Annotated in this window: 22 protein-coding genes; 7 read left to right on the top strand and 15 right to left on the bottom strand. The window is 67.5% G+C overall.

All coding sequences use genetic code 11. The features are described from left to right. Positions 1-67: 67 nt before the first annotated feature. From UC35_RS11835 to UC35_RS11825, 3 genes are all read right to left on the bottom strand, one after another. Complete coding sequence (locus tag UC35_RS11835) at positions 68-445, bottom strand: DUF2946 family protein (RefSeq protein ID WP_082793078.1); 378 nt, start codon at positions 443-445, stop codon at positions 68-70. Positions 446-500: 55 nt separating this feature from the next. After that, positions 501-1,676, bottom strand: a complete 1,176-nt coding sequence (locus UC35_RS11830) for an SGNH/GDSL hydrolase family protein (RefSeq protein WP_061499727.1) — start codon at positions 1,674-1,676, stop codon at positions 501-503. Between the two features lie 199 nt (positions 1,677-1,875). Beyond that, positions 1,876-3,099: a glycosyl hydrolase family 8 gene (locus tag UC35_RS11825; RefSeq protein ID WP_061499724.1), complete on the bottom strand. Its 1,224-nt coding sequence runs from the start codon at positions 3,097-3,099 to the stop codon at positions 1,876-1,878. Positions 3,100-3,738: 639 nt separating this feature from the next. On the opposite strand from UC35_RS11825, the gene UC35_RS11815 reads away from it, so the two are divergent. After that, entirely contained in the window at positions 3,739-4,287 is a 549-nt protein-coding gene (locus UC35_RS11815) for a cytochrome b (protein WP_061499718.1), read from the top strand. Positions 4,288-4,320: 33 nt separating this feature from the next. On the opposite strand, the gene UC35_RS11810 is transcribed toward UC35_RS11815, so the two are convergent. Next, positions 4,321-4,941 carry an ABC-type transport auxiliary lipoprotein family protein gene (locus tag UC35_RS11810; RefSeq protein WP_082793074.1) on the bottom strand — a complete coding sequence of 207 codons (621 nt, stop codon included), beginning with the start codon at positions 4,939-4,941 and terminating at the stop codon, positions 4,321-4,323. Continuing rightward, complete coding sequence (locus UC35_RS23525; protein WP_061499712.1) at positions 4,938-5,849, bottom strand: MlaD family protein; 912 nt, start codon at positions 5,847-5,849, stop codon at positions 4,938-4,940. Before UC35_RS23525 ends, UC35_RS11810 begins: the two co-directional genes overlap by 4 nt. Before the next feature lie 190 nt (positions 5,850-6,039). Between UC35_RS23525 and UC35_RS11800 the strand changes: the two genes are divergently transcribed. The 3 genes from UC35_RS11800 to UC35_RS11790 all read left to right on the top strand — a co-directional run bounded on the left by UC35_RS11800 (position 6,040) and on the right by UC35_RS11790 (position 9,549). After that, on the top strand, positions 6,040-6,861 hold the full coding sequence (locus tag UC35_RS11800; protein ID WP_061499709.1) for a DUF4886 domain-containing protein: 822 nt from the start codon (positions 6,040-6,042) through the stop codon (positions 6,859-6,861). 127 nt (positions 6,862-6,988) lie between these two features. Next, positions 6,989-7,819, top strand: a complete 831-nt coding sequence (ppk2, locus tag UC35_RS11795; protein WP_061499706.1) for a polyphosphate kinase 2 — start codon at positions 6,989-6,991, stop codon at positions 7,817-7,819. A gap of 11 nt (positions 7,820-7,830) precedes the next feature. Further along, the gene (locus UC35_RS11790; RefSeq protein WP_061499704.1) at positions 7,831-9,549 is read left to right on the top strand and encodes a SulP family inorganic anion transporter; all 1,719 of its coding nucleotides are present in this window, start codon (positions 7,831-7,833) and stop codon (positions 9,547-9,549) included. A 96-nt stretch (positions 9,550-9,645) separates the two neighbouring features. Here the strand turns inward: UC35_RS11790 and UC35_RS11785 are convergent, their stop codons facing one another. After that, the gene (locus UC35_RS11785) at positions 9,646-9,882 is read right to left on the bottom strand and encodes a hypothetical protein (RefSeq protein WP_061499701.1); all 237 of its coding nucleotides are present in this window, start codon (positions 9,880-9,882) and stop codon (positions 9,646-9,648) included. A 131-nt stretch (positions 9,883-10,013) separates the two neighbouring features. On the opposite strand from UC35_RS11785, the gene groES reads away from it, so the two are divergent. Together groES and groL are read left to right on the top strand one after the other, a co-directional pair. Beyond that, the gene (groES, locus tag UC35_RS11780) at positions 10,014-10,304 is read left to right on the top strand and encodes a co-chaperone GroES (RefSeq protein WP_061499698.1); all 291 of its coding nucleotides are present in this window, start codon (positions 10,014-10,016) and stop codon (positions 10,302-10,304) included. Between the two features lie 29 nt (positions 10,305-10,333). Continuing rightward, on the top strand, positions 10,334-11,980 hold the full coding sequence (groL, locus tag UC35_RS11775) for a chaperonin GroEL (protein WP_061499693.1): 1,647 nt from the start codon (positions 10,334-10,336) through the stop codon (positions 11,978-11,980). Positions 11,981-12,087: 107 nt separating this feature from the next. Here the strand turns inward: groL and UC35_RS11770 are convergent, their stop codons facing one another. After that, entirely contained in the window at positions 12,088-12,462 is a 375-nt protein-coding gene (locus tag UC35_RS11770; RefSeq protein ID WP_061499690.1) for a DUF805 domain-containing protein, read from the bottom strand. An 83-nt stretch (positions 12,463-12,545) separates the two neighbouring features. Next, complete coding sequence (gene pgi / locus UC35_RS11765; RefSeq protein ID WP_061499687.1) at positions 12,546-14,108, bottom strand: glucose-6-phosphate isomerase; 1,563 nt, start codon at positions 14,106-14,108, stop codon at positions 12,546-12,548. Positions 14,109-14,218: 110 nt separating this feature from the next. Here pgi and zwf point away from each other — a divergent pair, with 110 nt between their 5' ends. Next, complete coding sequence (gene zwf / locus UC35_RS11760) at positions 14,219-15,682, top strand: glucose-6-phosphate dehydrogenase (RefSeq protein WP_061499684.1); 1,464 nt, start codon at positions 14,219-14,221, stop codon at positions 15,680-15,682. A gap of 15 nt (positions 15,683-15,697) precedes the next feature. Here zwf and UC35_RS11755 read toward each other — a convergent pair whose 3' ends face one another. The 7 genes from UC35_RS11755 to UC35_RS11725 all read right to left on the bottom strand — a co-directional run bounded on the left by UC35_RS11755 (position 15,698) and on the right by UC35_RS11725 (position 23,016). Beyond that, the gene (locus UC35_RS11755; RefSeq protein ID WP_061499681.1) at positions 15,698-16,195 is read right to left on the bottom strand and encodes a GNAT family N-acetyltransferase; all 498 of its coding nucleotides are present in this window, start codon (positions 16,193-16,195) and stop codon (positions 15,698-15,700) included. Further along, the gene (locus tag UC35_RS11750; protein ID WP_061503805.1) at positions 16,192-17,187 is read right to left on the bottom strand and encodes an ABC transporter ATP-binding protein; all 996 of its coding nucleotides are present in this window, start codon (positions 17,185-17,187) and stop codon (positions 16,192-16,194) included. Before UC35_RS11750 ends, UC35_RS11755 begins: the two co-directional genes overlap by 4 nt. Positions 17,188-17,267: 80 nt before the next feature. Further along, positions 17,268-18,245 carry an ABC transporter ATP-binding protein gene (locus tag UC35_RS11745; RefSeq protein ID WP_061499678.1) on the bottom strand — a complete coding sequence of 326 codons (978 nt, stop codon included), beginning with the start codon at positions 18,243-18,245 and terminating at the stop codon, positions 17,268-17,270. A gap of 13 nt (positions 18,246-18,258) precedes the next feature. Next, entirely contained in the window at positions 18,259-19,206 is a 948-nt protein-coding gene (locus UC35_RS11740) for an ABC transporter permease (protein ID WP_061499676.1), read from the bottom strand. Further along, on the bottom strand, positions 19,203-20,792 hold the full coding sequence (locus UC35_RS11735; protein WP_061499673.1) for an ABC transporter substrate-binding protein: 1,590 nt from the start codon (positions 20,790-20,792) through the stop codon (positions 19,203-19,205). The genes UC35_RS11740 and UC35_RS11735 overlap by 4 nt, the downstream gene beginning before the upstream one ends. 32 nt (positions 20,793-20,824) lie before the next feature. Then, positions 20,825-22,036, bottom strand: coding sequence for a M20 aminoacylase family protein (locus UC35_RS11730; RefSeq protein ID WP_061499671.1), 1,212 nt, complete (start codon positions 22,034-22,036; stop codon positions 20,825-20,827). Beyond that, positions 22,036-23,016: an ABC transporter permease gene (locus tag UC35_RS11725; RefSeq protein WP_061499669.1), complete on the bottom strand. Its 981-nt coding sequence runs from the start codon at positions 23,014-23,016 to the stop codon at positions 22,036-22,038. The genes UC35_RS11730 and UC35_RS11725 overlap by 1 nt, the downstream gene beginning before the upstream one ends. Between the last annotated feature and the right edge of the window lie 6 nt (positions 23,017-23,022).

The raw sequence follows: 23,022 nt of genomic DNA, 5'->3' as shown, positions 1-23,022 counted from the left end.
GGAAACTCCTGATGGGGACGACCGCCGGCCGCACGGAACGAACCCGAGGCAACCGGAGCGAAGCGGATCAGGAAAAGAGCGGGGGCCCGCGCGCCGGCAGCGGCGCACGCGTGAGGCTGGCCAGCTGGGCCGACACCAGCGGCCGCAGCGCATGGCCCAGGGCGGCGACGGCGGGAGGCCGCGCGTGGGTCGTGGCGGGGGGTGCCGAAACACCGGTGCACAGGAAGCACTTCAGCGTGTGGTCTGCCGCGTGGTGGTCCTGCTCGCCGCCGCCCTGCGGGTTGGTTTGAACCGGACCGCCATGGCTGGTGCAGATCGAGTCCATGCCGATGTCCATGGCCTGCGCGGACTGCATCCAGGGCGCGATGCCTGCGACGACGACGAAAGCGACGAACCAGACCAGCACGGCGCTGGTGATTCGTCGCTTCAACGGGCTCGCTTGCATGGAACCGATTATGCAAGGCCGTCCAAGGATGGCCTTGCGAAACATCAAGTCGCCGTCAGTACCAGCCGGCCGCGGCGAGCTGCTCCTTGACGAACTGGTTCTGCAATTGATGACCCAGGGGCGTCGGATGCACGGAGTCGGCGTACAGGAACCCGCTGGTGTCGCCCGGGATGGTGCTTGCCGTGGTGCAGGCGAGCGAGGAGCCCTGCAGCGGATTGGCCGGCGAGGTGGTGCTGCACGCCGGCGTGGTCACATTGCTGAGGCCGTATCTCGAAGGATTCGCGGTCTGGTCGCGGCCCCGCGCGTAGACATCCACCTGCACCACCGTCGTCGCGGTGCCCGCCAGGCCCGCGGCCAGCTGCGAATTGAAGGTCGTCACCATCTGGTTGACCAGCGCGCGGGTCTGCGCGTCGGCTGCCAATGCGAAGGGTGTCTGACTCACATCCGGCAGGTTCACCACGACGACGTACTTGGCGCCCTTGGCCAGGATCTGCGTCTTCACCAGCCCGGCCAGTTCGGCACCGGCCTGGCCCATGGCGGTGACGGCCGCGGTCGCCGCCGCGTTCACGGCCGCGGCGCCTCCGGCGGCCACGGCCTGCTGCGTGGCGGTGGGCCAGCCCGCCGCCACGGCGGCGCCGGCAGCAGCCGCGCCCCCGCCCGCGGCGGCCGAGACGCCGTTGATGTTCATGAATGTGTCGTTGCCGCCCGCCATGACGGTGACCAGCTCGCTGCCGTTGAAGCTGCCGCCGGTCTTGGCCAGGTGCGCGGCGATCTGCTGCGTCACCGGCACGGCCGTCAGGCCGATGTTGACCTGGTTGAACGGGGCCGCCTGCAGGGTCGCGCTGCTTGGCGCGAACACGTTGCTGACCCGCGCGCTGCCTTGTGCATAGTTGGTGCAGGCCGGTGTGTTGGTGACCGGCGCACCCGTGAAGCCCGGCACGTTGGGCAAGAGGCCGGTTTGCGCCGGGCAAGAAGCGGGCACCTTGATGTCCGACGCGAGCAATTCGGTCCAGATGCGCGCGCTGGCGCTGTTGACGGTGAACTTGCCGCCGCCCGCCGCCGCGACGGTGCCGACCTTGTAGGTCCCGACGTCGCTCAGGCTGTCGCCGAAGGACACCAGCGAAGTGAAAGGCACCCGCGGGCTGGGGACGATGTCCCCGCCACCGCCGCCGCAGGCAGCCAACACCACCGTCGCGGCCAGCGCTGCCCATCTCGTCCTGTTGAACGCCATCTGATGCTCCTTGTTAGGTTAAAGCAATGGTTCACAGCTAGAACGCAGCATCGTAGCGGCACGGCAGCAGGCGTGTTAGAGGAATTCGTCCTGGACGCGGGGCGGCAGTTCGTTATGAGCTGGCCGCCCATGAGAAAAGCGGCCGCGCGGGCCGCTTTGTCGTTGCGAAAAAGGCGGCCCCGCGGGCCGCCGTTGGCGCTTACTGGAAGGGGGTCCACCAGTTGCCGGACGCGACCACCAGGCTCAGCAGCTGGATCTCGCAGTCGTAGTAGCCGGTGGTCAGGTTCTTGGCGTTCCAGCCCCACATGGCGTCCAGGAAGCCCTGGAAGCGCGCGTCCACACAGGCGCCGGCGCAGATCGGGCCGTTGTAGGCCGCGCTGTTGCCGCTCGTCAGCTTGGTGCCGTCCAGCGCGTAGCCGGTACCGATGTTCGTCGGGTCCCCGCCGGAAGAGCGGTTGAAGAAGTCGATCATCTTGCCGGTGACCTGGCCGAAGCGCGTATCGCCGGACAGCACAAAGTCCGAGGAGAAGCGCCACGGGTTACGACAGGCGTTCCACCAGTAGTAGCCTTCCTTGTCGTTGCCGTCGCCGATGTAGCCGGTCGAGGGTTGCGGCGCGGCTGAGTTCGTGTTCATCACGAAGTCGGGCATCAGGCCGGCCGACGGTGAGTACACCGTCTGCATGCGGTTGAGCAGCTCGTAGGCCTTGTCGACCGCGCGGTCCCACAGGGCATCGCCGGTGGCGGCCTTGTAGGCACGGAAGTGGCCGATCATGTAGTCCGACGTGCGGTTGTTGGTCGGCGACGGCAGTCCGCGGGTCGAGCCGTCCTCGTTCATGTTGAAGAACTTCATGGCGTTGACCGTCGCCTTGCCTTCTTCCAGGTAGTTCCACTTGCCGCTGGAGCCCCACTGGCGGTGGGCCATCAGCAGAGCCATGGCGATGTCCTGGTCGCCGTCCATCGCGTTCCAGCCTTCGCCGCCCGAGCTGCCGTCGGCGTTGAGGCGCCAGTCCATCAGGTACTTGGCGGACGCGTCGCGCGCCGCCAGCCCATAGGCGGGGCGGGCACGCACCACGGCCAGCAGGCCGTCGAAGATCTTCTGCGCTTCGGGGTCGTGACCGTGGAACACGACCGTGAGCAGCATGCCGTAGCCCATGCCCTCGGACACGGTCAGGAACTGCCGGTTCGAGAACTGCACGGCGTAGCCGCCGGCCACCACCGAGTCAGCGCGCACCACGTTGGCCGCCTTCCAGGCGTCGTAGTGCTTGGTCAGCATGGCGTCCATCGTGGCGTCGCTCTGCGACGGCTTGATGCCGGCGACGTACTTGTTCAGGCGCGAGCCGAACGGATAGCCGGTCGCCGGGGCGGCCTGCGCAGGTGCTGCAGCGGCAGCGCTTGCCGCGGCCGTCGGGGTCGAGACCGACACCGGAAGATCCGTTGCTGCGGCAGCGGCAGCGCCAGTCGTGGTCGAGCCCGTCGAGCCTCCTCCGCCACCACCGCAACCGGTCAGGAAAGCGGCAACTGCAGCAGAACCAGAGGAAAGAAAGAGACGTCTTCTCATTTGTTCAACACCTGTAAGCAAATGGCCTCCATGCCGGCGCGAACGCCAGCCCTTTGGGCCTGTTGAAGATGAGCTGTGGCTTGACGGGCCGGACTTGAAATACCGTTGCTGCCCCGTCTGGCAGCGATGGCGGTGTGCCGGCTAACCTCAGCGCGATGACTAGACTGTAGTAGGAGACGTCCGACAGCACACCCCTCACGGCGCCTACAAACGTAAGGAATTGCTGAGAATGTTCGACCACAAGAGCCCGAGCTCAAGGCCGCGGTAAAGGGCAGGCAAGCTCAGTTGTGCCGCCCGAAAACGGGCCATGTAGGCCGCGGCTGACAAGGGTTTCCCCTTGAGCATGAGCTCCCTGCGGAAGAGCTGGGAAGGTGCCGCCGGCCGATGACCCACGGCCGAGCTGATTGTGACCAAGCTCAGCCGCAAAACTTACAAAATGGGGAGCTGGCTCAGCGGCAAATGGCTCTGCAGTGGGCCTCTACAGGCCGCAAAATCCGATTCGCCATGAAGGCTTGGACCAACACCGAACTCAGCTATGGCAGCGTCGCAGTGCTGCTGCACTGGGCCATGGCCGCGCTGCTGCTGCTGCTGTTGGCGATGGGCGTCTACATGGTTGGGCTGCCCGAGGTGGGCTTCGACCGGGAAAAGATCACGTTGATCCTGGTGCACAAGGCGCTGGGCCTGCTGGCGCTGGTCGCCGTGCTGTTGAGAATGGCCTGGCGCTCGGGCAATCCGATGCCTGAGCTTGCCGCAGGCCTGCCCGACTGGCAGCAGCTGAGCGCCCGTGTGGTTCACCTGCTCTTCTATGCGCTGATGCTGGCACTGCCCGTCACAGGCTGGCTGATGTCCTCGGCCGGCGGCTACCCGGTGTCGTTCTTCGGAGTCTTCGAATTGCCGGACTTCGTGGCGGTGAACCAGCGCAACTTCCAGATCTGGATCGTGGTGCACCGATGGCTGGGCTATGCGCTCGCGCTGTTGATCGTGGCTCACGCCGGCGCGGCGCTGCATCACGCCTGGGTGCGGCGCGACGACACGCTGCGCAGGATGCTCTGAATACTAGAGAGCGCCTGGGGCGAAGCTCATGCGCTAGTGCGCTCCCGCCATGTCCAGCGCAAAGCGCGCCACGTCACGCAGCACCTTCGCCGAGGCCTCGTTGGCCGCTTGCACTCCGGCGCCGGGCGTCTTCTGGCGCATCGGCTCGCGCTGCGCGATCTCGCGCGTCGCGAGCAGGTTGCCGCTGACCGCGTCCAGCCAGCGCACGCGCAGCGCGAGTCGCGCCTTCGGCGGCTCCTCGCTGAAATCCTGCGTGAGTTCAATCACTTCGGTGCGCAAGATGTAGGAGGCCGGGCCGCCATCCGGCGGCACGATCACGCGGATGCAGCCGGTGGCCTCCAGCGCGCGTACCAGCAGCGGGTGCAGCATCTGCGCCGGCCGCTCGGCCCACTCGTTGCTGCTGAAATAGGCGATCTGGTGCGGCTGCTGGGTGTAGGCCATGCGGGTGGTGTCGTACGCGGGCCGCGACTCGGGCCGCTCGACCCGCACGAGCGGTGCGCGGCAACTGGCGCGCGGGATGTCCTGCGGCAGGGTGTCCAGCATGGCGATCGCCAGCGGCGCTTCCGCCGCCGGCGCCAGCAGGGAGGAGCAGCCGGCCGCGAGCGCCGCCGCGCAGAGGGCGAGCCCGGTCCGCACGGCTGGCCCCCGGGTCATTGCGCCTCACCCGGGCCGGGCGTGCGGGCCTCGCCGCGCAGCAGGATGGCCGGATTGCGGCGAATCCGTGTCGCCGTGTCGTTCAGCGACGCGCTCAAGTCATCGAGCCGCGTGACGGTGCGCTGCGCCTGCGGCAGGGTTTGCGTCTGCAGAAAGCGCACGGTCTCGTCGGTGTTGGCGGTGAGCCGCTGGAGCTGGGCCACCGCCGACTGCGCTTCGGGCAGCAGCTGCGTCTGCAGCGTGCCCACCGTCGCGGTGCTCGATTGCAGCAGCGGCTGCAGCTGCGCGCTGGCGCGCTCGGCGTTCGCGATGATGGCGTTCATCTTCTCGTTGTTGGCCGCCAGCGTGCGCGTGACCTGCTGCATCGCAGCGAGCGACTCCTTCATCGAAGCCAGCGTCTGCGCATCCAGCGCCGACTGCAGCAGCGCCGTCACCACCTGCACGTTCTGGTTCAGCTGGGTCATGGCGGCGTCGAGGTTGACCAACTGCGCGGGCCCCGCGGCGATCACCGGATACGGCTGGCCGGGCGCCGCGGCCAGGGGCGCGCCGGCCGGCCCCGTGTCTTCCAGGTTCACATAGACATAGCCGGTGAAACCGCGCGCCGCGAGGCCCCGGCCGGTGATGGTCGCCACCGTCGCGGCGCTGACCGGCGTGCCCTTGCGCAGCTCGACGAGCACACGCACGTTGCGCGGATCCGAAAGCCGCACCTCGCTCACATGCCCGACCTCGACGCCGTGAAACTCCACCGGTGCGCCGGCGATCAGCCCGGAGACCGGTTCGCGCGAATGGATCTCGTAGCGCACGTAGCCGGTCGTGGAGAACACCCACCAGCCGACGACCGCCGCGGCGATCGCCAGAAGGATGACCGCGAACACGATCTTCGCGCGCGCCTCGACACTGTTGGCCATGCCGCATCCTCCATGGAGACCCTGAGGGTGAGGCGATCCAGTATAGAAGTAGCAGGCGACGCCTGCGCGAGGGAACCCGCCCATGGTTGAGCTCGTGCCAAGTCCGCAGCCCGGGCTAAGGGCTGTCCACACTAGCCGCATCGTCCAAGGGGCGGCAAGAATCCGCCGCACCCCCAAACGGAGAAATCGAATGACTGTCTGGACCCTTGCGCGGCGCATCCTTGCGGCGCTTTCACTCGTTGCCTTCGCAGGCACCGTCCCGGGCGCCCTGGCGCAGGCGGTGCCAAAGCGGACCGAGATCGGCGCCCGGCCCGAGTCGATCATGTGGGTCGGCAACAGCTTCTTCTACTACAACAACAGCATGCACGGCCACTTCGGCCAGCTCGCGAATTCGCTGAACGAGAAGCCGGCGCTGCGCAGCACCTCGGTCACCATCAGCGGCTCGGGCCTGGACTGGCACGACATGGAGTCGCTGGTGCGGCCGAACGGGCTGGGCCGCTATTCCTTCGTCGGCGACAACGAGATCCGCTTCAATCCGCCCGGCCGCATGTACGACACCGTCATCATGATGGACTGCAGCCAGTGCCCGGTGCATCCGCAGCTGCAGCAGGCGTTCCACGACACCGTCCGCAAGGATGCGGAGATCCTGCGCAAGCAGGGCATCCGGCCGGTGCTTTTCATGTCCTGGGCCTACAAGGACAAGCCTGAGATGACGCAGCAGCTGGCCGAGCAGTACACCAAGGCGGGCAACGACAACGACCTGCTGGTGATTCCCGCCGGCCTGGCCTTCGCCAAGGCGATCGCCCGCAAGCCGGACCTGGAGCTCTATGTGGCGGACAAGCGGCACCCGAGCTTGGCCGGCACCTACCTCGCCACCGCGACGGTGTATGCGTCGCTGCTGAAGAAGAGCCCGGTGGGCGCCAAGTACACGGCCGGCCTGAGTCCGGAAGTGGCCGCACTGCTGCAGCAGGCGGCCTGGGATGCGGTGCAGGAGTACTTCTCCGGGAAGTAGCGAGCTGAGGGCGACTCGGTCAAACAGCAGTCGCCGAGCGTGGTCGTCGCCTGATAGCCCGAAGGTCCCATTGCGCCGGCCCGCGCCCGGCAGGAGAGTGGGCTTTCCCAGCCAAGAACACAGCGCCATGGCGAAGAAGGTCAAGCGAGACAAGGCTGCCCGCGAGGACAGCGCCGTACCGACCCGCAAGTTGACGGCTGGTGACTACGAGGATGAGCTCTACCGGCTGCATGTGGAACTGGTAAAACTGCAGCAGTGGGTTCAGGCCAGCGGCAGCAAGATCTGCGTGGTGTTCGAAGGCCGCGACGGCGCCGGCAAGGGCGGCACCATCAAGGCAATCACCGAGCGGACGAGCCCGCGGGTCTTCCGGGTGGTGGCTCTGCCGGCTCCCACCAATCGCGAGAAGACGCAGATGTACCTGCAGCGTTACGTGCCCCACCTGCCTGCGGCCGGCGAGGTGGTGATCTTCGACCGCAGCTGGTACAACCGCGCCGGCGTCGAACGCGTGATGGGCTTCTGCACCGAAGAGCAGGTGCAGGACTTCCTGCAGGCCGTGCCCTTGGTGGAGCGAGCGATCGTCGACTCTGGCGTGCGGCTGTTCAAGTACTGGCTCGAGGTGAGTCCCCAGGAGCAGACGCGTCGGCTCACGGATCGCATCGAGGACGAGCGCAAGATCTGGAAGCTCTCGCCCATGGACCTGCAGTCCTATGGCCGCTGGTACGACTACTCGCGGGCACGCGACGACATGTTCAAGGCCACGGACACCGAGTTCGCCCCGTGGCTGGTGGCGCGTACCGATGACAAGCGGCGCGCACGCCTGAACATCATCAGCGACCTGCTCTCGCGCATCCCCTACCAGCCTGTCAAGCGCGACAAGGTGGTGCTGCCTAAGCGACAGAAGGCCGGCGACTACCGCGAGCCGGACTACCCCTACCGCTACATCGCGGAAAGGTTCTGACGGTGCCGGCGATGGAGCGCGACCTGTCGACACTGCTGGCGGGCACGCGAGGCGGACCCACGCTGCTGCAGTGGGTGCGCGCCTACCAGGCGCAATGGCTGGTGCCCGATCTCATTGCCGGGGCGACTGCAGCGGCGGTGGTGATTCCCAAGGCCCTGGGTTACGCGACGATCGCCAGCCTGCCAGTCCAAGTGGGCCTCTACACCTGCCTGGTTCCGATGGCGGTCTACGCCTTGCTCGGCACATCGCGGGTGCTGAGCGTAAGCACCACCACGACGATTGCCATCCTCACGGGCGCGGCCCTGTCGCAGGTGGCGCCGTCGCTGGAACCCGCGGGCCAAGTCGCTGCCCTGGCGACACTGGTTTTGTTGCCGGGCGCCATCTTGTTCGCCGCCGGATTGCTGCGACTGGGCTTCGTGGCCGATTTCATCTCCGAACCCGTGCTGGTTGGCTTCAAGGCCGGCGTCGGCATCGTCATCATCCTAGATCAGTTGCCCAAGCTGCTCGGGCTGCATTTCGACAAGGGCAGCTTCCTGCACAACGTCCTCGCGATCGTGCAGGGCCTGCCGGGAGCGTCAGTGCCCACGGTCGCGCTGGCCCTGGCCATGGTGGCCATCCTTGTGGGGTTCGAACGCTTCGTGCCGCGGGCACCGGCGCCGCTGGTTGCGGTGGTGATCGCCATCCTGGCCATGAAGTACCTGGAGCTCGGGCGCCTTGGCATCGAAGCGGTAGGCACCGTGCCGACGGGCCTGCCCGCGCCGACCGTGCCGGACTGGCACCTCGTGCAAGCCTTGTTGCCGGCCGCCGCGGGCATCGCGCTGATGAGTTTCACCGAGACGATCGCAGCGGCACGGGCATTTGCGGGCAGCGGCGAGCCCACGCCGGATCCGGACCGCGAACTGGTCGCCACGGGCGTGGCCAATGCGGCCGGGGCCCTGCTGGGCGCCATGCCCGGTGGCGGCGGCACTTCGCAGACGGCAGTGAACCGCCGTGCCGGCGCGCGCTCGCAGTTGGCCGGCCTGGTCACGGCGGTGCTCGCCCTGGGCGCCATCCTGTTGCTGGCCCCCTTCATCGCAGCCATGCCGCAGGCCACGCTGGCCACCGTGGTGATTGTCTATTCGGTTGGCCTCATCCGGCCATCTGAGTTCCGCGCGATCCGCAAGGTTCGCCGCACTGAATTCGCCTGGGCACTCGTCGCGCTCGCGGGCGTGGTGCTGCTGGGGACCTTGCAGGGAATCGTCGTGGCGATCGTCGTGTCACTGGCGGCGATGGCCTATCAGGTGTCCAACCCGGTGGTGCACTTGCTGGGGCGCAAGCCCGGGACCAACGTGTTTCGCCCGGCCGCCCCCGGCAACCCAGATGACCTGCGCTATCCGGGCCTGCTGCTGGTGCGCCCGGAGGGGCGCATCTTCTTCGCCAACGCCAGCCGCGTGGGCCAGCAGATCGTGCAACTGATCGCGCAAGAGCAACCGCAGGTGGTTGCGCTGCATCTGCGGGGCGTGTTCGACCTCGAGTACACCGCGCTCAAGATGTGGACCGAGGCCGAGCAGCGCTTGCGCGAGGCCGGCGTCACGGTGTGGCTCGTCGGCCTCAACCCCGGCGTGCTCGCGATGGTGCGCAATTCCCCGCTCGGCGAGGCACTCGGCGAGCACCGGATGTTCCACAACCTGGAGCAGGCCGTGGCGCACTACCAGGCGCACTACCTGAAGGCGGCATCGGCGACGGCCTGAGCTGTCTCCGGCGTGCCTGTCCTGGCGCGCTGCGCGGTCGATCGAGCAAAGCCTGCGTGCCCTGGAGCCTGGGTCAGGGTGACGCCGTCGCCGGAATCAAGCGCGAAGGACCCGCCCATTGGGCATCGCCGCAATGCGGCCGTCCTCCACCTTCAGTTCGCCGTTGACGAAAACGCTGCGGATGCCGCGTGATGGCCGGATCGGATTGGCGTAGTCCGCGCAGTCGATCACTTCGTCCGGCGAGAACAGAACGAGATCAGCATGCGCTCCCGGCTTCCGCACAGTCGCGATCGACTGCAGGGGCGTCGGCGCCTGCTCTTGAAAGGCCGCCAAAAGCCCTTATCATTAGCACTCGCCGCGGTTGAGTGCTAGCAGCAGAGCTAAGCAACCGCCCGATCAGTTAATAAGCGCTAACTTTCGTTGGCGCTTTTTGATGTCCTTCCGTTTCTGAACAAGGAGATGCAATGAAACTTCGCCCTCTGCACGATCGCGTGATCGTGAAGCGCCTGGAAAACGAAACCAAGACCGCTTCGGGCATCGTCATTCCCGATAACGCCGCCGAGAAGCCCGACCAGGGTGAAGTCCTGGCCGTGGGCCCGGGCCGCAAGAACGACAAGGGCGACCTGATCGCCCCGAACGTGAAGGTGGGCGACCGCGTGCTGTTCGGCAAGTACAGCGGCCAGACCGTGAAGGTCGAGGGCGACGAGCTGCTCGTCATGAAGGAAGACGACCTGTTCGCGGTCGTCGAGAAGTAATCAGGCACAGCATTTAGGAGCTAATAGAAATGGCAGCTAAAGACGTAGTTTTCGGCAGTGACGCCCGTCACCGCATGGTCGAGGGCGTGAACATCCTGGCCAACGCCGTGAAGATCACCCTGGGTCCCAAGGGCCGCAACGTGGTGCTCGAGCGCTCCTTCGGCGCCCCCACCGTCACCAAGGACGGCGTGTCGGTGGCCAAGGAAATCGAACTGAAGGACAAGCTCCAGAACATGGGCGCGCAGATGGTCAAGGAAGTCGCTTCCAAGACCAGCGACAACGCCGGTGACGGCACCACCACCGCCACCGTGCTGGCGCAGGCCATCGTGCGCGAAGGCATGAAATACGTGGCCGCCGGCATGAACCCGATGGACCTCAAGCGCGGCATCGACAAGGCCGTGACCGAGCTGGTCGAGCAGCTCAAGAAGCAGTCCAAGCCGACCACGACCTCCAAGGAGATCGCCCAGGTCGGTTCGATCTCGGCCAACAGCGACGAGTCGATCGGCAAGATCATCGCCGACGCGATGGACAAGGTCGGCAAGGAAGGCGTGATCACGGTCGAGGACGGCAAGTCGCTCAGCAACGAGCTGGACGTCGTCGAAGGCATGCAGTTCGACCGCGGCTACCTGTCGCCCTACTTCATCAACAACCCCGAGAAGCAGAGCGCGATCCTCGAGAACCCCTTCGTGCTGCTGTTCGACAAGAAGATCAGCAACATCCGTGAGCTGCTGCCCACGCTGGAGCAGGTCGCCAAGGCCAGCCGTCCGCTGCTGATCATTGCCGAGGAAGTCGAAGGCGAAGCGCTGGCCACGCTGGTGGTCAACACCATCCGCGGCATCCTGAAGGTCGTGGCCGTCAAGGCGCCCGGCTTCGGCGACCGCCGCAAGGCCATGCTGGAAGACATCGCCATCCTCACCGGCGGCAAGGTCATCGCTGAAGAAGTGGGCCTGACGCTGGAGAAGGTGACGCTGGCCGACCTGGGCCAGGCCAAGCGCATCGAAGTGGGCAAGGAAAACACGATCATCATCGATGGCGCCGGTGCCGCTGCCGACATCGAAGCGCGCGTCAAGCAGGTCCGCGTCCAGATCGAGGAAGCAACCAGCGATTACGACCGTGAGAAGCTGCAAGAGCGCGTGGCCAAGCTGGCCGGCGGCGTGGCAGTGATCAAGGTCGGCGCCGCGACCGAAGTCGAGATGAAGGAAAAGAAGGCCCGCGTCGAAGACGCCCTGCACGCCACGCGTGCGGCGGTGGAAGAAGGCGTGGTGGCCGGCGGCGGCGTGGCGCTGCTGCGCGCGCGCCAGGCGCTGGGCGACAAGGTCAAGGGCGACAACCATGACCAGGAAGCCGGCATCAAGCTGGTGCTCAAGGCCATCGAATCGCCGCTGCGCGAGATCGTCGCCAACGCCGGCGACGAGCCGAGCGTGGTGGTCAACGCGGTGCTGGGCGGCAAGGGCAACTACGGCTTCAATGCCCAGAACGGCCAGTATGGCGACATGATCGAGATGGGCATCCTGGACCCGACGAAGGTGACGCGCACCGCGCTGCAGAACGCCGCCTCGGTCGCTTCGCTGATGCTCACGACCGAAGCCATGGTCGCCGAGGCGCCCAAGGACGAGACCCCGATGCCTGCCGGCGGCGGCATGGGCGGCATGGGCGGCATGGGCATGGACATGTAATCAGGCAGAAGGCGCGCAAGCGCTTTCCTGCTGGCGTCCACGCCAGACAAAAAGCCGGTCGAAAGACCGGCTTTTTTCATGCGCGCCCGCGGCGCCTTGGGCAGTGCTTACTGCTGGCCGGGAGCGGATTGCGGCAGCGGCGGCACGTCAGCCGGCGGCTGGCCGTATTCGTTGGCGCCGGGCTGCCCGGGCTGGATGGCGAAGTAGATCAGGACCAGCCAGCCGATCACCGGGATCAATCCCAGCAGCATCCACCAGCCACTCTTGCCGATGTCGTGCAGGCGGCGCGCGCCCACGGCCAGGCTGGGAATCAGGAACACGAGGCTCGCCAGGCTTTGCAGCGTCCAGCTCACGATTCCGAGCACGAACAGCACCACGAACTGCGCGAGCGCGAAGTACCAGAACTCGGGTCGGTCGGCGCGGCCGCCGAACTCCGCGAATTTCTTGAAGCAGGTGATGACGGCCTTCTTGATGTCTTCCATTCCTCACTCCTCTCTGTACACGGGCAAATGCCCGGGCGCATGATACGAGGAATGGATTAGCGAGGCGAGCCCCCCGCAGCGCCCTAGCCGGCCCGGAGCCTGCGCAACAGGCCGGCCGTCGACGGGTCGAGCCCACTTTCATCGCCGTTTTCCAGCCGCGGCGCGATGTCCTTGGCCAGCACCTTGCCCAGCTCCACGCCCCATTGGTCGAAGCTGTTGATGCCCCAGATCGAGCCGCTGACGAACACGCGGTGCTCGTACAGGGCGATGAGCGCGCCCAGGCTCGCCGGCTCCAGCCGATCGAGGACGAAGAAGGTGCTGGGCCGGTTGCCCGGAAACTCGCGGTGCCCGCCCGCGTCGTGCTTGCCCTGCATCAGGGCCTGCGCCTGCGCCAGCGCGTTGGCCAGCAGCTGGCCGTGGTGGTCGGCCAGCGTGTGGGCGGCCTGCCGCACGGCGATGAACTCCACCGGCACCACGTCCGTGCCCTGGTGCAGCATCTGGAAGTAAGCGTGCTGGCCGTTGGTGCCGGGCTCGCCCCATAGCACCGGCGCGGTCGAGCAGCCCAGCGGCCGGCCCATGGCATCGACCCGCTTGCCGTTGCTTTCCATCTCGAGCTGCTGCAGGTAGGCCGGCAGGCGCCGCAGGCTGCTGTGGTAGGGCGCGATGCTGCGGCTGGCAAAGCCGTGGAAGTTGCGGTACCAGACGTCCATCAGGCCCAGGCGCACCGGCAGGTTGGCGGCCAGCGGCGCGCTGGCGAAATGCCGGTCCATCTCGTGGGCGCCGGCCAGCATGCGGCGGAAATGGTCGGCGCCGATGGCGATGGCGATCGGCAGGCCGATGGCCGACCACATCGAGTAGCGGCCGCCCACCCAGTCCCAGAAGCCGAAGGTGGTCTCGATGCCGAACTCGCGCGCGGCGCCGACGTTGGTGGTGAGAGCGGCGAAATGCCGGGCGATGTCCTGCCCGCCCTGCGCCTCGAACCAGGCCTTGGCCGAGCGCGCGTTGGTCATGGTCTCGATGGTGGTGAAGGTCTTCGATGCCACCAGGAACAGCGTGCTGCGCGGTTGGACCGCCGCGAGCACGGCGGCCAGTTCGTGCCCGTCCACGTTCGAGACGAAATGGAAGCGCTTGCCGGGCACGGCGAACTCGGCGAGCGCGGTCACGGCCATCTGCGGCCCCAGGTCGGAGCCGCCGATGCCGATGTTCACCACATCCGTGATCTGCGCGTCACCGCGCACCCGCTCGGCGTACGCCAGCATCGCCTCCAGCGTTTCGTGCACTTCGCGCAGGTCCGGGTCCAGGCTGGCGCCCCGGGGCGTGCGCAGCAGCCAGTGCTTGACCGCCCGCTGCTCGGTGTTGTTCACCTTGTGGCCGGCGAACATCGCATCGCGGTGCCGCTCGAGCATGCACTCGCGCGCCAGCTCCAGCAGCATCACGCGCGCGTGGGCATCGACCAGGTTCTTCGAGAGGTCGGCAAAGACATGCGGCGCCTGCTGGCTGTATTCCTCGAATCGGCCCGGGTCGGCCCGGAAGGCCTCGCGCAGGTCGAGGTGGCGAGCCTGCCTGTCGTAGTGGGCACGCAGCATGGCCCAGGCCAGCGTGCGATCGCAATGCGGGCGTGAAACGCCGCCGTCGGCATGATCCATGCGTGCATTATGGGCAAGGCCCGCGGGCATGTGCAGGCCCGCGCGGCTCGGCGGCGCACCTTGGCCGCCCCGAATCGTTAAAGTATGTGCTCCTCCTTCACGATAGGCACATGAGTTTCGACCTCGTCATCTTTGGCGGCACCGGCGACCTGGCCTGGCGGAAGCTGATGCCTGCGCTCTTCCAGGCGTTCCGGCATGGCTCGCTGCCCGAAGGCGGCCGCATCATCGGCCTGGCCCGCGACGACCTCTCGGACGACCAGTACCGCGCGCTGATCCGTGAGCGCTTCGACCAGGTGGACCTGGCCAAGCGCCCCAGCGCGCAGGAATTCGACCGTTTCGCCGCGCTGCTGCACTTTGTGCGCGTGGACCTGTCCCGGCCGGCGGACTTCGAGCGGCTGGCCGGCGTGCTGCGCGAGCGCGGCGCCGACACCGTGGTCATGTACCTCGCCACCGCACCCTCGCTGTTCACCGCCGCCTGCGAGCAACTGGCCGCCGCCGGGCTGAACACCGCCAACACCCGCCTGGTGCTGGAAAAGCCCCTGGGCCACGACCTCGAATCGAACCGGGCGATCAACCGCGCGGTGCGCGCGGTGCTGGCGGAGAACCAGATCTTCCGCATCGACCATTACCTGGGCAAGCCTTCGGTGCAGAACCTGTTCGCGCTGCGCTTCGGCAATGCGCTGTTCGAGCCGCTGTGGCGCCGCGATCACATCGCCAACATCCAGATCAGCATCGCGGAGTCACTGGGCGTGGAAAGCCGCGGCGCGTTCTACGACAACACCGGTGCGCTGCGCGACATGGTGCAGAACCACGCGCTGCAGCTGCTGTGCGCGATGGCGATGGAGCCGCCGATCAACTCGCATGCGGACGCGATCCGCGACGAGAAGCTCAAGGTGCTGCGGGCCCTGAAACGCTGGTCGCCCGAGTCGCTCGGCCAGCACGTGATCCGCGGCCAGTACGGCCCCGGCACCATCGCGGGCGACAAGGTGCGCGGCTACCGCGAGGAGCCGGGCGTGAACCCGCAGACCACCACCGAGACTTTCGTGGCCCTGCGCGCCGAGATCGCCAACTGGCGCTGGGCCGGCGTGCCGTTCTACATCCGCACCGGCAAGCGCCTGGCCGCCGGCGACGCGCGCATCGTGGTGAACTTCCAGCCCACGCCGCACCCGATCTACCACACCCCCATCGGCGCCGTGAACCGGCTGGTGATCCACCTGCAGCCCAAGGACGGCCTCGAGCTGCACTTGCTCGCGCAGGGGCAGGACGGGCGGCATGTCCGGCTCGGCGCGCAGGCGCTCACGCCGGTGCACCTGGACCTCGATTTCGACAAGCGCTTCGGCTCCGGGCGCGTGGGCGCCTATGAGCGGCTGCTGCTGGACGTGATCGACGGCCGGCTCAACCTGTTCGTGCGCGCGGACGAGCAGGAGGAGGCCTGGCGCTGGGTGGAGCCGGTGCTGCATCACTGGCGCCACGAGCATTCGGCGCCGCGCCCGTACGCGGCCGGCACCTGGGGACCGAGCGCGGCCAGCGCGATGATCGCGCGGGACGGCCATTGCTGGAGCGAGGAATGCTGATGCCGCCCGTGCCGGCTACTTGTCTGCCGGCATGAGGTAACGCACGCCGGGCTTGAGTTCCTCGTAGATCAGGTAGTGGGTCTGCGACATGCCCAGCGCCGCGTAGGTGGCGTGCGCGGTGGCGTTGTCCTTCTCGACATAGAGGCGGAAGCCGCATACACCCGGCTCGGACTGCGCCAGTTCGCGCACGTGCTCGTAGAGCCGGCGGTACACGCCCTGCCGGCGCCAGTCCGGCGCGACGTACACGCTCTGGATCCACCAGAACAGGCCGTTGCGCCAGTCGCTCCACTCATGGGTGACCAGGAGACAGGCGACCACGCGCCCTTCGTGCTCGGCGACGATGTAGAAGCCGAGCGAGGGCGTGGCGATCAGGCGGCGCACGCCGGCATCGATCACCTCGGGAATCAGCGCCCGGCCTTCGGTTTCCAGCGCCATGGCGGCGTTGAAGGCGGCAATCGCGCCGGCATCGCGCGGCTCGCCCTTGCGCAGGGTGAGCGTGGCCTCCTTCTTCACAGGCGCCCCTCCTCCACCGCATGGCAGGCCACGCGGATGCCGCGGATCTCCAGCAGCGCGGGCCGCTCGGCCTTGCAGCGCGCATTGGCGTGCGGGCAGCGCGGATGGAAGGCGCAGCCGGCCGGCGGATTGAGCGGATTGGGCACCTCGCCCTGCACCGGCGTGCGGGCGCGGCCGGTGTCGTGCATCTTCGGGATCGCGTCCAGCAGCATGCGGGTGTAAGGATGCCGCGGCTGGCTGAACAGCTGGTGCTTGCCGGCCAGCTCCACCAGGCGCCCCAGGTACATCACGCCGACCTCGTCGCTCACGTGGCGCACCACCGCCAGGTTGTGCGAGATGAAGAGGTAGGTCAGGCCCTGCTTGCGCTGCAGGTCCTTCATGATGTTGAGCACCTGCGCCTGCACGCTGACGTCGAGCGCCGAGGTCGGCTCGTCGCACACCAGGAAGTCCGGCTGCGTCGCCAGCGCCCGCGCGATCGAGATGCGCTGGCGCTGGCCGCCCGAGAACTGGTGCGGATACTTCTCCATGTCCTCGGGCGACAGGCCCACCGAGGCCAGCAGCTCGCCCACGCGCTGCCCCAGTTGCGGCTCGCCGGTGATGATGCCGTGCTCCTTCAGCGGCTCGCCGACGATGTCCTCCACCCGCCAGCGCGGGTTCAGGCTGGCGTAGGGGTCCTGGAAGATCATCTGGATGCGGCGGCGCAGCTGGCGCCCCTGCGCCGTGCGGTAGGCCGCGTGCGCATCCTGGCCATCGAAGACCACGCTGCCGCGCGAGGGCTCGTACAGGCCGACCAGCAGCTTGGCCACGGTGCTCTTGCCGCAGCCGGACTCGCCGACCAGGGCCAGCGTCTTGCCACGCTGGATCTCGAAGCTCACGCCGTCCACCGCCTGCAGCACCTGGCGCGGCTTGCCCTCCAGCACGCGGTTGAGCAGCGGCGGCGACACATCGAAGCTGCGCGCGAGATCGCGCGCCTGGACCAGGGGCTCGCCCATCGCGTTGCCTCGCACGCCGGTCACGTCATTGAAGGCCTTGCCCGCGGGCGCCTTGGCTTCCTGGGACAGCCCGGCGGCGCTCATGCCGTCACCTCCGCGCGGGCGTCGTGCAGCCAGCAGGCCGCGCGCGTGGCGCCGGCATCGAGCAGGTCGGGCCGCTCGCGGCTGCAGCGCTCGAAGGCGCGCGGGCAGCGCGGGTTGTAGGCACAGCCCGGCGGGATGGCGTTCAGGCGCGGCATCGCGCCGTCGATCTGGTGCAGGCGCTCGCGGTCCACCGTGATGTCCGGGATCGCCGCCATCAGGCCCATCGAATAGGGATGCGCGGGCTTGTTGATCACCTCGTGCACCGGGCCGATCTCGGCGATGCGCCCGGCATACATCACCGCCACCCGGTCGCAGGTCTCGGCGATCACGCCCATGTCGTGGGTGATCAGCATGACGGCGGCGCCGCGCTCGCGGCACACGCGCTTGAGCAGCGAGATGATCTGCGCCTGGATCGACACATCGAGCGCCGTGGTCGGCTCGTCGGCGATGACCAGCTTGGGCTCGGCGGCGAGCGCCAGCGCGATCACCACCCGCTGGCGCATGCCGCCGGAAAACTGGTGCGGGAAGTGGTCGATGCGCTCGCGCGCCGCCGGGATGCCGGTGTCTTCCAGCAGGCCGATCGCGCGCTGCCGCGCCTCCGCGGCACTCACCGGCAGGTGGGCCTGGATCGTCTCGATCAGCTGGCGCCCCACCGTGTAGAGCGGGTTCAGCGAGGTCAGCGGGTCCTGGAAGATCGCCCCGATCTTGCGCCCGCGGATCTGCCGCATCTGTTCCGCCGGCAGGGTGTCGATGCGCTGGCCCTCCAGCAGGACCTGGCCCGAGGCAATGCGGCCCGGCGGCTCCAGCAGGCCGATGATGGCCGCGCCGGTGAGCGACTTGCCGGCGCCGGATTCGCCCACCACGCCGAGGATCTCGCCCGGCGCGATCTCGAAGCTGATGTCGTCGAGCGCGCGCAGCGTGCCGCGCCGGTTCGGGAACTCGACGACCAGGTTGTCGACTTTGAGCAGCGTCATGTCACTCCGGGTGTCATCTCAGGCGCGGATTGAGCGCATCGCGCAGCCAGTCGCCCAGCAGGTTCACCGACAGCGCGATCAGCACCAGCATCGCGCCCGGGAACACGGTGATCCACCAGTTGCCGGAGAACAGGAACTTGTTGCCCACCTGGATCAGCGTGCCCAGCGAGGGCGAGTTGGGCGGCACGCCCACGCCGAGGAAGGACAGCGTCGCTTCGGTGATGATGGCGGTGGCGACCTGGATGGTGGCCAGCACCATCACCGGCCCCAGGATGTTGGGCAGCACGTGGCGGCGCATGATGCGAAGCGGCGCCACCCCGGTGACCCGCGCCGCCTGCACGTACTCGCGGTTGCGCTCGACCAGCGTCGAGCCGCGCACGGTGCGCGCGTACTGCACCCAGCCGCCGCCGCCGGCCAGCGAGATGGACAGGATCAGCACAATGAACACCACGATCTCGCTGGCATTCGGGAACAGCGCGCGCCCGACCCCGGCGATCAGCAGGGCGACCAGGATCGCCGGGAACGACAGGATGACGTCGCACAGGCGCATGAGGAAGGCATCCACCCGCCCGCCGGCGAAGCCCGCCAGCAGGCCCAGGCTGACTCCGATCAGCACCGAGACGACCACCGAGGCCAGCCCCACCAGCAGCGAGATGCGCGCGCCGTACATTAACGCCGACAGGATGTCGCGCCCCTGGTCGTCGGTGCCCAGGAAGTACTTGGGGTTGCCGCCCTCGGCCCAGCGCGGCGGCAGGAAGGCGTCCCCGAGCTCCAGCGTCGCCAGGTTGAAGGGCTCGTGCGGCGCCACCCAGTTGGCGAACACCGCTGCGAACAGGCAGACAAAGGCCACCAGCGCCGCCACCACCGCCACCGGCGAGGTGCGGAAGCTGTAGCCGATGTCGCTGTGCCAGGCCCGGCTGAGGAAACCCGGAGTCGAGGCCGGAGTCGTGGCCTGCGTCACTGCTGCGGATTGACGGTGACGAATCTCCACATCATCCCGTTGTCGGGCCATTGCACCAGTTCGATGTTCTTCTTGACGCCCCAGTTCAGCGCCTGCTGGTGCAGCGGGATGTGGCCGATGTCGTCCTGGTGCAGCTTGATCGCCTCATGGATCATGTCGTTGCGCTTCTTCTGGTCGGTTTCGGAGCCGATCTTTTCAGTCAGCTCGTCCAGCTTCGGGTTGCTGTAGGCGCCCAGGTTGAACTGGCCGCGGCCGCCCTCGCCCGGCGTGCTCATGATGGCGTACAGCACGTTGTGGGCATCCACCGTGCTGGAGGTCCAGCCCAGCATGTAGAAGCTGGTGTCGCGGCGCAGGATCTTCGGGAAGTAGGTGCCCTTGGTCTCGGCCTCGAGCTTGATCTTGACGCCGACGCGGGCCAGGTTGGCCGCCACCGCCTGGCAGATCGCCGCGTCGTTGACGTAGCGGTCGTTGGGGCAGTTCATCGTCACCTCGAAGCCCTGCGGGTAACCGGCTTCGGCCAGCAGCTTCTTGGAGGCCTCGGGGTCGTACGCAAAGCGCTTGTTGAGGTCGGGGGCATGACCGTTGACCTGCGCCGGGAACATCTGGGCGATCGGCGAGGAAGCGCCGCGCATCACGGTGCGCTTGATGCCCTCGACGTCGATGGCCTGGTAGAAGGCCTGGCGCACGCGCTTGTCCTTGAAGGGGTTCTTGCCCTTGACGCTGGAGAACTGCAGCTCGTCGCGCTTCTGGTCCATGCCCAGGAAGATCACGCGCAGCTCGGGGCCCTGCATCACTTTCAGGGTGGACGCGGTCTTGATGCGGTCGACGTCCTGCACCGGCACCGGCTCCATCACGTCGACCTCGCCCGAGACCAGGGCGGCGACACGGGTGGCGTCGTTGCCGATCACGTTGAAGATCACCTCGTCGACGTTGCCTTCGATCTTGCCCCAGTAGTTGCCGTTGCGAACGAAGGTGGTGCGCACGCCCGGCTGGCGTTCGCGCAGGCGGTAGGGACCGGTGCCGTTGGCGCGGAACGAGGCGGCGTTCTCGATGCCCTTGCGGCGGTCCACCGGCCGGGTGGCCTGGTTGGTCTCGCACCACTTCTTGCTCATGATGTCGAAGTGCGTGAACAGCTCCGGCAGGATCGGGAACGGCGTATTGGTGACGATGTCGATCGCATGGTCGTTGAGCTTCTTGATCTCCTTGATCGGCCCGACGTAGGTCTTCATGTCGGAACCGTCGGCCTTGGCCCGCTCGTAGCTGAAGATCACGTCGTCGGCCGTGAACGGCGTGCCGTCGTGGAACTGCACGCCCTTGCGCAGCTCGAAGTGCCACACCGTCGGCGAGGTCTGCTTCCAGGAGGTGGCCAGCGCGGGCGCCAGCTTGTAGTTGCGGTCGCGCGTGACCAGCGGCTCGTACACGTTCTCCGTCACGCTGAGCTGCAGCGACTCATTCAGCGAATGCGGGTCCATCGACAGGGCGTCGCCCTGGTTGCCGATCTTCAGGGTCACGGCACCGGCGGCGAAACTGGCGGCGCCGAGCGCGGCTGCCAGCGCGGCGGTCAGGAGGGATGGCATGTGCTTCATGGTTGTTTCCTCTTGCAGTGAGATGAATCGTGTCAGTTGGAAAGGGGCATGGACTGCTCGACCAGGCTGGCATGCAGCGCCGAACCCAGCGGCAGGATGTCGTCGTTGAAGTCGTAACGGCTGTTGTGCAGGAAGGAATTGCCTTCGCCGCCCTGCCCGATGCGCAGGTACGCGCCCGGCTTGGTCTGCAGCATGAAGGAGAAGTCTTCGGCGCCCATGCTCGGCTCCAGGTCGCGCACCACGTGCTCGGGGCCGACCAGGCTCTCGGCGACATCGGCCGCGAAGTTGGCCTCGTCCGAGGTATTGATGGTGGCCGGGTAGATGCGCTCGTACTTGACGGTGGCCGTCGCGCCCAGCCCGAGCGCCACCGCGCTGCAAAGCTCGCTGAGGCGCCTTTCCACTAGGGCCTGCACCTCGCTGTCGAAGGTCCGCACCGTCCCCACCAGGGTGGCGCTGCCGGGAATCACGCTCATGGCGTGCAGGTCTCCGGCCTGGATGCCGCACAGGCTGATCACGGCCTCGTCGATGGGCCGCACGTTGCGCGAGACGATGCTCTGGACCGCGGTGATGATGTGGGCCGCGACGACCACCGGATCGACCGCCAGGTGGGGGTGCGCCCCGTGCCCGCCCCGGCCAGTGATTTCGATGGTCAGGCGATCGGCCGCCGCCATCATCGCGCCGGGATTGATGCCGATGGTGCCGGGCTTGAGCGCCGGCCAGTTGTGCATGGCATAGACGGCCTCGACCGGAAAGCGTTCGAACAGGCCGTCCTCGATCATGTGGCGGGCGCCGGCAAAGCCTTCCTCGCCCGGCTGGAACACCAGCACCGCGGTGCCGTTGAAATTGCGCGTTTCGGCCAGGTAGCGCGCGGCGCCGACCAGCATGGCGGTGTGGCCGTCGTGGCCGCAGCCGTGCATCAGGCCGGCCTTGCACGACCTCCAGGGGAAGTCATTGTGTTCGGCCATGGCCAGCGCATCCATGTCGGCGCGCAGCCCCACCATGCGGCCGCTGGCGGTGTCGCGGCCCCGGATCACACCCACCACGCCGGTCTTGCCGATGCCGGTGTGGACCTCGTCCGCGCCGCACACCTTCAGTGCCTCGGCGACCCGCCCGGCGGTGTAGACCTCTTCGAAGCCCAGTTCCGGATGCGCGTGCAGGTCGCGGCGCAGCGCCACCAGATCCGGCAGGAACTGGGCGATCTGGGCGAAGGCACGCCCGTTGGCTTTCAGTCGGGGAGCGAGCATCAGTGTCCCCTGGCATCCGAGACGCGCAGGCGCGGGTCGACGGCGAAGTACAGCATGTCCACCACCAGGTTGATGATGACGAAGATCAGCGCGATGAGGCACAGGTAGGCAGCCATCACGGGAATGTCGGCGAAAGTCACGGCCTGGATGAACAGCAGCCCCATGCCCGGCCACTGGAACACGGTCTCGGTGATGATCGAGAACGCGATCAGCGTGCCCAGTTGCAGGCCGATGATGGTCATCACCGGCACCAGGGTGTTCTTCAGCGCGTGGCCGAAGTGGATGGCGCGGTCCGTCAACCCGCGCGCGCGGGCGAACTTGATGTAGTCGGTCCGCAGCACCTCCAGCATTTCGGCGCGCACCAGGCGCATGATCAAGGTGAGCTGGAAGATCGCCAGCGTGATGGCCGGCAGGATGATGTGGACCCAGCCGTCCCGCGTCATCAGGCCGGTGGACCACCAGCCGAGGCGCGTGACCTCGCCGCGGCCGAAGCTGGGCGCCCAGCCCAGGATCACCGCGAACACCAGGATCAGCAGGATCCCGATCAGGAAGGTCGGCAGCGACACCCCCAGCAGCGACAGCGTGAGGAACACCTGGCTCATGAAAGTGCCGCGCCGCAAGGCGGCGTACACGCCCATGGGAATGCCGATGACGACCGCCAGGGCGGCCGCCACCAGCGCGAGCTCGAGCGTGGCGGGGAAGCGCTCCCCGATCAGGCGCGAGACCTTGGCGCCCTGGCGCAGGCTGAGGCCGAACTCGCCTTGCGCCGCATTGATCAGGAAATGCCAGAACTGGACGAAGAAGGGCTGGTCCAGGCCGAGGTCGCGGCGCAACTGGGCGATCTGCTGCGGCGTCGCGTCCTGGCCCAGCAGGAAGACCACGGGGTCGCCCACGTACTGGAACAGCATGAACGCGATGAACGCCACTGCAACCATGACGATGGCAGCCTGGAACAACCGGCGCAGGATGAACGCAAACATCTTTCT

The sequence above is a fragment of the Ramlibacter tataouinensis genome (genome assembly GCF_001580455.1).
Classification (GTDB): Bacteria; Pseudomonadota; Gammaproteobacteria; order Burkholderiales; family Burkholderiaceae_C; genus Ramlibacter; species Ramlibacter tataouinensis_B.
The sequence above is the reverse complement of the archived record's forward strand: the minus strand, read 5'-3'. Positions and strand labels throughout refer to the sequence as shown.

Coding starts and splice junctions, on each gene's coding strand:
- UC35_RS11745 (WP_061499678.1), bottom strand. CDS start 18,245: ATGACGCTGCTCAAAGTCGACAACCTGGTCGTCGAGTTCCCGAACCGG.
- UC35_RS11815 (WP_061499718.1), top strand. CDS start 3,739: ATGAAGGCTTGGACCAACACCGAACTCAGCTATGGCAGCGTCGCAGTG.
- pgi (WP_061499687.1), bottom strand. CDS start 14,108: ATGGATCATGCCGACGGCGGCGTTTCACGCCCGCATTGCGATCGCACG.
- zwf (WP_061499684.1), top strand. CDS start 14,219: ATGAGTTTCGACCTCGTCATCTTTGGCGGCACCGGCGACCTGGCCTGG.
- groL (WP_061499693.1), top strand. CDS start 10,334: ATGGCAGCTAAAGACGTAGTTTTCGGCAGTGACGCCCGTCACCGCATG.
- UC35_RS11725 (WP_061499669.1), bottom strand. CDS start 23,016: ATGTTTGCGTTCATCCTGCGCCGGTTGTTCCAGGCTGCCATCGTCATG.
- UC35_RS11835 (WP_082793078.1), bottom strand. CDS start 445: ATGCAAGCGAGCCCGTTGAAGCGACGAATCACCAGCGCCGTGCTGGTC.
- UC35_RS11800 (WP_061499709.1), top strand. CDS start 6,040: ATGACTGTCTGGACCCTTGCGCGGCGCATCCTTGCGGCGCTTTCACTC.
- groES (WP_061499698.1), top strand. CDS start 10,014: ATGAAACTTCGCCCTCTGCACGATCGCGTGATCGTGAAGCGCCTGGAA.
- UC35_RS11790 (WP_061499704.1), top strand. CDS start 7,831: ATGGAGCGCGACCTGTCGACACTGCTGGCGGGCACGCGAGGCGGACCC.
- UC35_RS11735 (WP_061499673.1), bottom strand. CDS start 20,792: ATGAAGCACATGCCATCCCTCCTGACCGCCGCGCTGGCAGCCGCGCTC.
- UC35_RS23525 (WP_061499712.1), bottom strand. CDS start 5,849: ATGGCCAACAGTGTCGAGGCGCGCGCGAAGATCGTGTTCGCGGTCATC.
- UC35_RS11830 (WP_061499727.1), bottom strand. CDS start 1,676: ATGGCGTTCAACAGGACGAGATGGGCAGCGCTGGCCGCGACGGTGGTG.
- UC35_RS11730 (WP_061499671.1), bottom strand. CDS start 22,036: ATGCTCGCTCCCCGACTGAAAGCCAACGGGCGTGCCTTCGCCCAGATC.
- ppk2 (WP_061499706.1), top strand. CDS start 6,989: ATGGCGAAGAAGGTCAAGCGAGACAAGGCTGCCCGCGAGGACAGCGCC.
- UC35_RS11750 (WP_061503805.1), bottom strand. CDS start 17,187: ATGGGCGAGCCCCTGGTCCAGGCGCGCGATCTCGCGCGCAGCTTCGAT.
- UC35_RS11770 (WP_061499690.1), bottom strand. CDS start 12,462: ATGGAAGACATCAAGAAGGCCGTCATCACCTGCTTCAAGAAATTCGCG.
- UC35_RS11810 (WP_082793074.1), bottom strand. CDS start 4,941: ATGACCCGGGGGCCAGCCGTGCGGACCGGGCTCGCCCTCTGCGCGGCG.